Genomic DNA, 12,136 nt, shown 5'->3' on the forward strand with positions numbered 1-12,136 from the left:
GCTATGCGCTATGGCTTCCGCGACGGGCCGCACGGCGATACAGCGTGCTGCGCGCGACGCCTAAAGCCTGCGCGGCCTTACTGATGTTGCCGTTATAGCTTGCCAGCGTGTCGGCAATCAGCTGCGCATCGTGCTGCTGAAGCCCGCGCAGCGGGCGGGCGGCGGGCGGGCTTCGATACTCCTGGGGCAAATCATCTATCCCCAGCGTTTCACCCTCTTCGGCGAGGGCCAGCAGTACCCTCAACACACTTTGCAGCTGGCGGACGTTGCCCGGCCAGGGATGAGACGTCAGGTGTTGCACAACTTCCGGGGCCAGCGCGATGCGACGCTTTTCTCCGCCCAGCTCGCGCCACAATCGTTGGATAAACCCGGATAGTTCAGGCCATTCGCGCAAGGGCGGCAGCGTTAAAGCAAACTCACGCAGGCGGTAGAGCAGGTCTTCGCGGAAGGTCCCTTCCGCGACGCGCTGCGCCAGATTGCGGTGGGTGGCGCAAATCACCGCGAAATTAACCGGCGAGCTCTGGCTGGCGCCAAGCGGCGTGACCTCTTTCTCCTGTAAGATCCTCAGCAGCCGGGTCTGAAGCGTTAACGGCATATCGCCAATCTCATCAAGAAACAGTACGCCGCCGTCGGCTTCGCGAATCTTGCCGATGTAGCCGTTTTTGTTTGCGCCGGTAAACGCCCCGGGCTGGTAGCCAAACAGCTCGGATTCAATCAGTGATTCCGGCAGCGCGGCGCAGTTGATGGCGACGAATTTGCCGCCGCTCCAGCGGCTGTGCCGATGCAGGGTACGGCTGACGTACTCTTTGCCGCAGCCGGTTTCGCCTTCGATACACAACCCAATCCCGGCGTTAAGCAGGCGCAGCAGCTTTTCGCCTTCGCGCTGGCTGGAGAAAGGCAGCTCGAGGGTGGGGCGCGCGGTCACCGCCACGCCAGCGGTCACGGGAGCGCGTAGACGGTAATAGTAGTTTCGATCTCCGGCGACGAGCGGCAGCGGTACGCTGACGGCGGTTTGCCGCAGCTGCGGAAAAAGCTGCTGGAACGTGAGGTGGCCGAACCGATCTGCGTTAAGTGAGAACTCGCGCATCGCCAGCCGGTTAGCCGCCATCAGCACATTGTCGGTAAAGACCAGCAGACATTCGTCGACGCCGTCGAGCTTTTCCAGCTGAGGATGCAGGCTCATCAGCCACTGTTGCGGATGCAGACTCTGTTTAACCCACAGATATTCTATCTGCTTCGCGGCGCCTTTTACCCACGCCAGCGTGCGGGCGTGCGGGTACCGGGCCGGGCCGGAGATATCCAGCACCCCGGCTATTTTGCCATCGGGACTTTGCAGCGGCACGGCGGCGCAATAAAGACCCTGGTTACTGGTCAGAAAATGCTGGCGGCCATCGATTTCGCAGCTGTCGTCAATCGCCAGCGCGGTGCCAATGGCGTTGGTTCCGCGTCCGCTTTCGCTCCACAGGTTGCCCGGCGCTAAAGCGAAGCGCTGCGCTTTCTGCATGGCGTGCGTATCGCCAAAGGTTTGCAAAACCAGACCGCTGGCGTCAGAGAGAACCACGACGGATTGCAGAGCGTTGACTTTGCGGGATAGCTCATTAACGACCGGCTGGGCCAGCGTTTGCAGGCGGCTGTGTCTGGCGAGCCTGTCGGCCAGTTCGCTGGCGTGCAGGCGAGGGAAGTCATCCGTGGCGGGGTCGAGGCCATAGCGCTGGCTACGGCACCAGGAGTCGCTGAGCAGCGGGTTCGCTTCGATCTCTGGCGTCAGGGCAAACGGATTTCCTGGCACGGGACACCTCGTCGTTTAATTTGTGTTGCAATATTGTAGCTATATGGTTTTCGTGGTGTTGCGATTTGCGACACATAAGAGAGATTCTGTGCGACAGAAAGTGACGTGACCTATCTAATTTATTGAAAATTAATTTCTTTTTTAAAATATAAAAAATGGCATAACCCCTGCAATAGACGAGATACGCAGCGAGCCGCCGTACAAAACTAATATGCCGCTGCCCTCAACCCTACATGAAGGAGATTCGCGATGCGTTATGCTCATCCTGGCACACCGGGCGCTTTGGTTTCACTGAAGTCAGCCTACGGTAACTTTATTGACGGTAAATTTGTTGAACCCATCGGTGGAGAATTCTTTATGAATACCTCCCCGGTTGACGGTAGCAACATCGGGCAGTTTCCGCGTTCTGATGCCAAAGATATCGACTTCGCCCTTGATGCGGCGCACCGGGCCGCCGACGCCTGGGGCAAAACGTCGGCTCAGCACCGCGCTAATCTGCTGCTGCAGGTTGCCGACCGTATTGAGACCAACCTGGAATATCTGGCGGTAGCGGAGAGCTGGGATAACGGTAAGCCGATCCGCGAAACCCTCAACGCCGACCTGCCGCTGGCGGTCGATCACTTCCGCTATTTCGCCGGCTGCCTGCGCGCGCAGGAGGGAAGCACGGCGGAGATTGATGAAACGACGGTGGCTTATCACTTCCATGAGCCTCTCGGCGTGGTCGGACAAATTATTCCGTGGAACTTCCCGCTGCTGATGGCCGCCTGGAAGCTCGCTCCGGCGCTGGCTGCGGGCAACTGCGTGGTGCTGAAACCGGCAGAGCAGACGCCGCTCAGCATTACATTGCTGCTGGAGATTATTGGCGATCTGTTCCCGGCGGGCGTCCTTAACGTGGTTCAGGGATTTGGCAAAGAGGCGGGCGAAGCGCTGGCAACCAGTAAACGCATCGCCAAAATCGCCTTTACCGGCTCAACGCCGGTAGGCCGCCATATCATGGCCTGCGCGGCGGAAAACATTATCCCCTGCACCGTTGAGCTGGGCGGTAAATCGCCGAACATCTACTTTGCCGACGTGATGGAAGGCGAAGAAGAGTATATCGAGAAGGCGGTTGAAGGCCTGGTTCTGGGCTTCTTTAATCAGGGTGAGGTCTGCACCTGCCCGTCCCGCGCGCTGATTCAGGAGTCTATTTACGAGCCCTTTATGGCGCGGGTCATGGAGAAGGTGGCGCAAATTCGCCGCGGCGACCCCTTTGATACCGATACGATGATCGGCGCGCAGGCGTCGCGTCAGCAGTTCGATAAGATCCTTTCCTATATTAAGATCGCTCGCGATGAAGGCGGAAAGATCCTGACCGGCGGCGAACGCGCCAGCATCTCTGTCGAACTGGATAACGGTTTCTATATTCAGCCGACGCTGATTCAGGGCCGCAACGATATGCGCAGCTTCCAGGAGGAGATCTTTGGCCCGGTTATCGGCGTCACCACCTTTAAAGATGAAGCCGAGGCGCTGGCTATTGCAAACCAAACCCAGTTTGGCCTTGGGGCCGGGGTGTGGACGCGGGATACCAACCTGGCTTATCGCATGGGGCGCGGCATTAAGGCCGGTCGGGTGTGGACCAACTGCTATCACATCTACCCTGCGCACGCCGCGTTCGGCGGCTACAAACAGTCCGGCGTAGGGCGCGAAACCCATAAGATGGCGCTCAATGCCTATCAGCAGACGAAGAACCTGCTGGTGAGCTACGGTACCGCGCCGCTGGGCCTGTTCTGATCGTCCCTGTCAGCTATTTATTTTAGGATAACCCGCAATCTTCAGCATCGATTGCGGGTTTATTATTCCACAAAGAAAATGTTGTTATTCATCTTTCCTCTCCGGCTTTCAGATGAAATACACTTGTCATCAATATCTCCTGCTTATAATGACTCGCGTGATTATTGTTTATTCGATAACGAAAATAAGATAAAAGCCAGCCTAAGATTTATCCTAATATTCTGTAAACACCCAGTCTGCTCACAGAATTATTGCCGAAAAACCGCGGTGAAATTAGAAGTGATTGTTAAATTACGCCGCCTGATGTTGCTTTTTGATGTTATTGCATCGTGATTTTTGGTTGCATTAATTAACAATGCGCATAATGTTTTTAATATTATCTTTAGATGTAAAATAAAACAGCATTTCATTAACATAACAAAATATTGCGATTTGTAATCGGTAGGGATAGTATTTATTTGTTACCTTAATAAAGGGTTTATCAATTTCGCCGAAGAACTTCTTTTTATCAAAATAGCCAATTAAGCAGCTTATTTTTGCTGCCTGATGTCCTGCGGACGGAACGCGAATATTATTAACATGGAGGATCTGCACGCAGATTTGCCCGGGGCTTAATCCCTCGCGCGCAATCTGTCGAAAATATAAGTTAGAGATGAGATGAATAATGAAAACGCAATTTCGTATTATGGCAATGTTTGTCGGTGCTCTGGTGTCCGCTAGCGCATTATCCTCGCCTTCACAACCCGCCAGATCGGCAATGACCGTTAACCCCGGTTCTAATGCGGGCACGCAGGGGACGGGTGGGCAGGTAGAATTTACCGGATCGATTACCGATTCCTCCTGTAATGTTGATAGCACCAGCGCAAATCAGAGCGTCGATCTGGGGAAATGGGCGAGCAGCTATTTTACCGGCGCAGGTTCTGAAACGACCAAAACCGCCTTCCATATCAAAGTGAAAGATTGTCCTTCTACCGTTACCACCGTCTCGGTGCTGTTTGACGGTACCCGCGATACCAACAATAGCGATCTGCTGGCGATTAACGGTACCGCAAGTGGGGTAGCGATAAAGCTGTATGAAGATGATAAGTCGACGCCGGTTGATCTCGGCGCCGTCTCACGGGGCCACAGCGTTACCGCTGGCGCGATCGGCCCGGCAACGGGTACCGCCGATCTGGAATTCTTTGCTGACTATGTCTCAACCAGCGCGGTTTCCGCCGGTTCTGCCAACGGTACGGCCAACTTCAATATGGTTTACAACTAATACCCTGGAAGCGGGTAAAGCTGCGGTTATTCATGGCTTCCCACGCCGGGTAAGCCGCCAGCCGCCGCCCGGCTGAAATAGGGTCGGCATAATTAATGCAGATTATTTATCAGCTTCAGGCAGTGATACCCGCTTTTATTATTCCCGGACGGTAGTCATTATGAAACGAACGATCGCCGCGATAGCCTTTTTATTGCTATCAACTGCGGCACAGGCCGGTATTGTCATGGGAGGAACCCGTGTTGTTTATCAGGAAGGGAAACGTGAAGCCGCAATATCGGTCACCAACGCTGATACTCATTCACCTTATCTGGTGCAATCGTGGGTGGAAAACTATGCGGAAAACAATAAAAGCCGGGTGCCTTTTATTGTGACGCCGCCGCTTTTCCGTCTCGATCCTGAACAGCAGAACGTATTGCGTATTAACTATATTGGTGGAACGCTGCCCACCGATCGCGAATCCGTTTTTTGGCTCAATGTGAAAAGTATTGCTCCAACGAAACAAGATGAAGTGAACAAGCTTCAGGTCAATATTAAATCAAAGTTTAAGATCTTCTATCGCCCGAATGGTCTGGCGGGCGAGCCTGACGATGCATGGCGCAAGCTGACGTTTAACATTGAAGGTTCCAGGCTGGTTGCCCAAAACCCGACGCCCTATTTTGTCTCCTTTTTTGTTATTTCGGTTGGCGCTACAGATATTCCGCAACCCGGCATGATTGGCCCCTTTGATCATAAAGCGTGGCCGATTACTCATTCCGGGGTAGTTAAATGGCGCGCCATTAATGACTTCGGTGGTATTACGGATTACGCGCAACAGTAATTAATTTGCTTCGCCTGGTCAGGATATTGTGAAAAATAACACTTCGGATATGACTTCCGTTTATTCGGCGATCGCGGCGCCAACCGGCGGGATTTTATTATTGCCGACGGCGCTTTTTCTGCTGTACCAAAGCGGTATCGCGCGGGCGGAGGACTACTTTGATCCGGCGGCATTAGAATTTACCAATCCGCAGCAAAAGACCGCTGATTTACACTATTTTGCTAAAGCAGGCGGCCAGCAGCCCGGGACATACCCGGTCAGCATTTGGGTGAATAACCAGGAGATAGCCCAGGGTGAGGTGACATTTGTCGACAGCAACGGCGAACTGCGGCCGCAGTTAACCCCGGCGCAGCTGGCGGAATATGGCGTCAACGTCAGCGCTTTCCCGGCGTTTAATACCCTGCATGAGGGAGAAACGTTTACTCGCATCGAGCGCTACATCCCCGATGCCAGCAGCCGTTTTGATTTCGCCACTCAGCGTCTGAACTTAAGTATTCCCCAGGCGGCCATGAACGCCCAAAGCCGCGGATACGTGGATCCGGCGCGCTGGGATGATGGTATCCCGGCGGCGTTTGTTAACTATAACCTGACCGGGTCGCAAACCCGGCAGACGGATGACAGCAGCCGCTCCAGCTACCTGAATCTACGCAGCGGGGTTAACCTCGGCGCCTGGCGCCTGCGTAACGTCTCGTCGATGGAGTATGACCGGACCCGGCGCTGGAATTCACAGAGTACCTGGCTACAGCGCGACCTGAAGTCACTCAAAAGCCTGCTGCGGATGGGCGATACCTTTACGACCGGCGACGTTTTCGACAGCGTGCAGTTTCGCGGCGTTCAGCTGATGACCGATGATGAAATGCTGCCGGATAGCCAGCGCGGCTTCGCCCCGACGATCCGCGGAATGGCGCACAGCAACGCCAAAGTCACCATCTCCCAGCATGGCTACGTTATCTATGAAACGTTCGTCTCGCCGGGGGCGTTTGCGATAAACGACCTCTATCCAACGGCGCAAAGCGGCGATCTCGAGGTGCAGGTAAAAGAGAGCGATGGTTCGGTGCGGACCTTTACCCAGCCCTTTTCAGCCGTCCCGTTTATGCTGCGGGAAGGACGCGTGAAATTCAGCCTGAGCGCCGGACGCTACCATTCGGAGCAGAGCCAGGCGCGCTCGCCGACGTTTTTGCAGGGTACGCTCTTTTATGGGCTACCGGCTGAATTCACGCTCTACGGCGGTAGCCAGCTGGCGCAGGATTACCAGTCGTGGGCGCTCGGCGTCGGGCGCGGTTTTGGCGAGCTCGGATCGCTTGGAGGCGATGCGACATGGGCGAACACCACGACGCCGTCGGGAAAGCGCTCGGCCGGCCATTCGGTACGGGTGCAGTACCAGAAGGATTTTGCCGGCACCGGCACCTCATTTAGCCTCGCCAGCTATCGCTACTCCTCAGGCGGTTATTACGACTTCAGCGAAGCCAGCGCGCTTGAGAGCCGCAATGGCCTGCTGGATAACAAGCGCAGCCGCGAAGAGGTCTCCCTTTCTCAGGCGTTTGGCGGTATGAGCAGCCTGGCGATTTCCGCCTGGTCGCAGGAGTACTGGCACCGCCAGAGCCGCGATGAAACGATCCATCTCGGTTTTTACAGCGCCTGGCGAGGCGTTTCGTGGGGCGTGGGTTATTACTACACCCAGTCATCCGATCGCCAAAAAGACGATCGCTCGTGGTCCTTGAACCTGAGCATTCCGCTTGGCGGCCCGCTGTCCGAGAGCGCGGTTAGCTACAGCACCACCTCCGACAATAACGGACGCACCTCGCAGCAGGCGTCGCTGTACGGTTCGCTTCCGCGCAATCCCAATCTCTACTACTCCCTTCAGCAGGGCTACGTTAACGGCGGCCAGGGCAGCAACAGCAGCGCATCGCTCGATTACCACGGCGGCTATGGAACCGCGCAGCTCGGCTATCGCCGCGATAGCGCAAGCCATCAGCTGACCTGGGGCGCATCGGGGTCCATCGTCGCCCATCCTCATGGCGTGACGCTGGGTCAGACCGTCGGCGAAAGCTTTGCCATCGTACGCGCGCCGGGTGCCGCCGACGTGGCGATTCAGAACGGCAGCAACGTGCATACCGACTGGCGGGGCTATGCGGTGGTGCCCTCGCTGACGGCGTATCGCAAAAACACCATTACGCTCGATACCGAATCGCTGGCCGACGATGCCGATGTTGAACTTGAAGGACAGACGGTGATCCCCGGCGGCGGGGCGGTGGTGCAGGCAAACTATCAGACCCACATCGGCAGCCGCGTGCTGTTTACCCTTCGCGATAGCCACGGCCCGCTGCCGTTCGGCGCCAGCGTTCGCTTGCGTAAAGCAGAAGACGATCGGGGCGCGGCGCCGGGCGGCATGGTGGCGGATGGCGGGCAGGTCTATCTGAGCGGTATTCCGCAAGAAGGGACGCTCGATGCCGCCTGGAACGCCGACAATCTCTCACGGAGATGCGCGCTGCATTTCCATCTTACCGATACCGTACAGCAGGGGCAGAGTCCGGTTAAAACCGTCTCTGGCCTCTGCCAGTAGGTCTGCACAGAGGTGATTTTGCGCATAGTATCGTTTTTATTCCTGCTGATGGCGGGGATTTATAGCCACAGCGGCTGGGCGGAAACCTGCAGAGGAGATATCGGCCAGATGACCGTGAACGTCCAGAATATCAAGTACCTGCCCACGCTGCCGTTGAATACCCAGATGACCGACATGATGGCGGATAACGGCAGCGGGATTCATTTCTCCTGCGATCTTCAGGTGCCGAAAGCGGCGGCAAAGCGTCTGGTTTATCGGCAGCTAAAAACGGCCTCAACGCCGCTGTCAATCGGCGGTCAGCACGTGTTCCCCTCAGCGCTGGACGGCATAGGATACTCGCTGGGCTTCCAGTGCAGCGGCGGCGCCGTTCGCTTTATTGATGGCAGCCATGCGGCCGGTAATGGGGAATCCGTGACGGTTTGCGACAGCAATGAGATGGCTAATCTGCTGAACCAGCAGCAGATTGTGGTGAAAGTCTTTGTGACGTTTTATAAGACCGGTAATGTCGCCCTGGTCAGCGGCAACCACGCAAACGTTCCGGCGCAGCCGCAGATTGGCGAACTCACTATCCAGCAGCAGGCCGACAGCCGCAGCGGTTTTGTCGCCAGCTCGCCGGTCACGCTCGATATGGCGGCGCTGAATGTCGATATCGGCAGCAGCGGCAGCTGTCAGGTTTCAACCGCGAATATTCACGTTAGCCTCGGCACGGTAAATAAAGCGGAGTTTAAGGGCAAAAACACCACCGGCGGCGTCGCGAAGCGCTTCTCCATACCGGTCTTCTGCTCCACGCCAACCGATATCCGCATCGGCTTTTTTGGCGTCACCTCGCCATCCGGGGGGACGGATACACTGGCGCTAAGTAAAGCAAACGCCTCCGCGAGCGGTGTGGGCGTCAGGCTCACCTACGGCAATAACAGTGCCCCAGCGCCCGCCGCCGGAACCGGCGTCAAAATCAATGAGGCCAGTAACTTACCTGTACTCAAGCGGATTACCGCCAGCAGCGCGGGGGCGGCGGAAAATATCAACTTTAACGCCCAGTACGTACAGACGGATGACGCGGTAACCGCCGGTACCGCCAATAGCATGGTGACGTTTGCGCTGGAGTATAACTGACCGTCGCTTTCGCGCTGTCGCTCACAAAAAAGAGAAGTCATAACGATTTTTCGCACGGCGAGCGGATCGGTACGCTATCAATGATCGAGAGATTAAGCGGCTGTCCGGGAATACTTTTGTGCGGGAAAATCGATAATGAAAATCGCCTTTGGGGAGCTTAAGCCACTATTGCAGGCGCAGCGGATTTTTGTCGGCGGGCAGACGCTGGCCTGTAGCCACGCCTTTTACCGTGACGACCTGTCGATTGAGATACCGGAAAACTTAGCCACCGAGGCCTATACCACCTACTGGGGGCGCTGCGGCGAACGGCTGGCCTCGCTGGGCGCCTTTAGCTATACGCGAACCCTGCTGCCGGCGCTGATTAACGTGGGGCGCTACACGTCGATTGCCGATCGGTTACAGGTGCTCGGCGACCGACATCCCCTGGAGTGGGCCAGCGCCAGCCCGGTGTTTTATGCCCATCATTCCGGCGTGATGGCGACGCTGGCTGCCGATAGCGGCAGGACCAACCAGTTTTATCCTTTTGCAAAAACCCCCCGGCCGATAACCATCGGCAACGATGTGTGGATTGGCCAGAATGTCACCCTGGCGCAGGGGATTACTATTGGCGATGGGGCCGTCATTGCCGCCAACGCGCTGGTGGTCAAAGACGTCGCACCGTACGCCATCGTCGGCGGTAATCCCGCGAAGATCATCCGCATGCGCTTCAGCGAGGCGATTATTGAGCAGCTGATGGCGCTACGATGGTGGCGTTACTCCGCCCAGGATATTGCCGGGTATCCGGTTAATCAGGTTGAGCGCTTTTGCGAGCAGCTCGCCGGGCGGGTGGCCGAAGGAACGATGCCGCCTTTCTCGCCGCCGGTATTGACGGTATCCATGATTAAAGATTTTATAAACAATAAACAGCATCCGCTGCGCAGCGCGGTGTAATCATAAACGGTTCACATTTGAACAAGGATATAACGATGAAGTTGAAGTCAGGTCTTGTTTTCGTCATCGCTGCCGTCGCCTTTGGCGCCCAGGCGCGCGATATGAACAGCATTCAACAAAGCGGCGAACTGAAAGTCGGCGTCCCGGGGGATTACGCGCCGCTGGCGTTTCATAATAAAGCCGGGGAGCTGGTGGGCTACGATGTTGATATGGCGAAAGATCTCGGCAAGCGGCTTGGGCTAAAGGTGAGCTTTGTGACGACCAGCTGGCCCACGCTCTCCGCCGACCTGAAGGCCGATAAGTTTGATATCGCCATGGGCGGGGTGACGGAAACCGCAGCGCGGACGAAGGATTTCGCGTTAAGCCAGCCGGTGGTGCCGAACGGCAAGATTGCGCTGGCTAACTGCGCGGCGGCGCCGGCGCTCGGTAGCCTGGAAAAAATCGACCAGCCAAACGTGAAGGTGGTGGTGAATCCGGGCGGCACCAACCAAAGCTTTGTCGATGAACATATCAAGCAGGCGCAGATTATTCGGGTGAAAAACAATATCGATAACCTTGAAGCGCTGCGGCAGAAAACGGCGGATATGATGGTGACCGACCTGATTGAGGGCGTCTATTACCAGAGCAATGAGCCGGGCGTGTTTTGCGTGGCCAATGAGCAGCCGTTCCCGGGCACCGCCAGCTTCAAAGTCTATATGATGAATAAAGATAACCCGCAGCTGCTGGACAAGGTTAACCAGTGGCTGGCCAGCCAGGACAAAAACGTGCTGAAACAGAAGTGGCGCATTCATGACCAGCTAAGACCATAAAGCAATAAAGGTTTTCTATGCAGGTGTGGCGGAAGATATTCAGCGTATCGGGTTTTCCGCCAGCACATCGTGAAGCAGCCAGTCATAAAACACCTTCACTTCCGGGCGCATGACCGCATGCTGGGGCGTCACAATATAGTAGGACCAGGTGAGCGGCCAGCGGCGGGCCGGGTGTAGCTGAACGAGCTGGCCGGTGGCGAGGAGCTGTTGTACCAGCGCCCGGCGAACAATAGCGACGCCGCGCCCGCTGAGCGCGGCCAGGATGACCGCCGACGTTGAGTTAATGTGCAACCCGCTATCGCGCGCCGTTGGCGCCTGAGCGGCCTCCAGCACTTCCGCCCATGATGGAAAGCTGGCGCCGGGATAGGGCGTATCATCATGAATCAGCTTTTGCGCCGCCAGCCACTCGCCGCAGGCGGTTTTGTCTGCCGGGACGATTAGCGGGCTGCACACCAGCACCGCTTCTTCATCCATCAGCCAGGTTTTATTGACCCCGGGCCAGTCGCCGCGACCGCAGCGTACCGCCAAATCCGCTTCGCCGTGGGCCACGTCCATCAGCTTTTCCGTAACGTTGAGACGCAGGTCGATATTATCATGGACTTCAGAGAAGCGGTTTAAGCGCTCCATCAGCCAGTTCATCATCAGCACCTGCGAGGCGGTAATCACCACCACGGAACGCGCCCGGCGGCCGCGAAGCTTATTCAGTCCGCTCTCCAGCTTATCCAGTCCCTGAGTAATATCCTGCAGCGCCGCCTGCGCCTCGCTCACCAGGGTGAGACGCTCTTTACCGCTACGGGTACGGTGCAGCAGCGGATGGCCGACCCACACTTCCAGCGCCCTGACCAGCTGCCCGACGGCGGCGGGCGTCACGCCCAGCTCGCGCGCCGCGCCGGTAAAGCTGCCGTGGCGGGCGGTGGCTTCAAATGCGTGAAGCCATTTCAGTCGGTTAAGCGAACGCATGGTGAATATCCCTCAGTGAATTTGCGTCTCAGTATAGGTCATCAAGATAGATTTTCTTTGTCGTTGGGCTATTTCTTCTCATTCGTCAGCGCGCTGCAGGAAAGGCATGCTTAGGCCACAC

The 12,136-nt window shown here is 56.6% G+C and carries 9 protein-coding genes; 7 read left to right on the plus strand and 2 right to left on the minus strand.

All coding sequences use genetic code 11. From position 1 onward, the window contains the following. Window position 1 precedes the first annotated feature (1 nt). Window positions 2–1,789 (minus strand): sigma-54-dependent Fis family transcriptional regulator, encoded by a 1,788-nt coding sequence (locus tag ACESQ2_RS14075; RefSeq protein WP_025107296.1) that lies wholly within the window; start codon window positions 1,787–1,789, stop codon window positions 2–4. A 249-nt stretch (window positions 1,790–2,038) separates the two neighbouring features. On the opposite strand from ACESQ2_RS14075, the gene ACESQ2_RS14080 reads away from it, so the two are divergent. The 7 genes from ACESQ2_RS14080 to ACESQ2_RS14110 all read left to right on the plus strand — a co-directional run bounded on the left by ACESQ2_RS14080 (window position 2,039) and on the right by ACESQ2_RS14110 (window position 11,055). After that, on the plus strand, window positions 2,039–3,559 hold the full coding sequence (locus ACESQ2_RS14080; RefSeq protein ID WP_373170720.1) for an aldehyde dehydrogenase family protein: 1,521 nt from the start codon (window positions 2,039–2,041) through the stop codon (window positions 3,557–3,559). A gap of 664 nt (window positions 3,560–4,223) precedes the next feature. Further along, entirely contained in the window at window positions 4,224–4,820 is a 597-nt protein-coding gene (locus tag ACESQ2_RS14085) for a fimbrial protein (protein ID WP_373170722.1), read from the plus strand. 160 nt (window positions 4,821–4,980) lie between these two features. Beyond that, window positions 4,981–5,640 (plus strand): molecular chaperone, encoded by a 660-nt coding sequence (locus tag ACESQ2_RS14090; protein ID WP_103813796.1) that lies wholly within the window; start codon window positions 4,981–4,983, stop codon window positions 5,638–5,640. Window positions 5,641–5,668: 28 nt separating this feature from the next. Continuing rightward, the gene (locus ACESQ2_RS14095; protein WP_046877649.1) at window positions 5,669–8,203 is read left to right on the plus strand and encodes a fimbria/pilus outer membrane usher protein; all 2,535 of its coding nucleotides are present in this window, start codon (window positions 5,669–5,671) and stop codon (window positions 8,201–8,203) included. Window positions 8,204–8,251: 48 nt separating this feature from the next. Then, window positions 8,252–9,316, plus strand: coding sequence for a fimbrial protein (locus ACESQ2_RS14100; protein ID WP_049069001.1), 1,065 nt, complete (start codon window positions 8,252–8,254; stop codon window positions 9,314–9,316). A gap of 135 nt (window positions 9,317–9,451) precedes the next feature. Beyond that, window positions 9,452–10,246, plus strand: a complete 795-nt coding sequence (locus tag ACESQ2_RS14105; RefSeq protein ID WP_014226484.1) for a CatB-related O-acetyltransferase — start codon at window positions 9,452–9,454, stop codon at window positions 10,244–10,246. 35 nt (window positions 10,247–10,281) lie between these two features. Then, a complete protein-coding gene (locus ACESQ2_RS14110; protein ID WP_046877651.1) occupies window positions 10,282–11,055 on the plus strand; it encodes a transporter substrate-binding domain-containing protein in 774 nt (257 codons plus the stop codon). A gap of 39 nt (window positions 11,056–11,094) precedes the next feature. On the opposite strand, the gene ACESQ2_RS14115 is transcribed toward ACESQ2_RS14110, so the two are convergent. Beyond that, entirely contained in the window at window positions 11,095–12,015 is a 921-nt protein-coding gene (locus ACESQ2_RS14115; RefSeq protein WP_224260702.1) for a LysR substrate-binding domain-containing protein, read from the minus strand. Between the last annotated feature and the right edge of the window lie 121 nt (window positions 12,016–12,136).

It is taken from the genome of Klebsiella sp. Q11, assembly GCF_964241505.1.
GTDB lineage: Bacteria > Pseudomonadota > Gammaproteobacteria > Enterobacterales > Enterobacteriaceae > Klebsiella > Klebsiella michiganensis.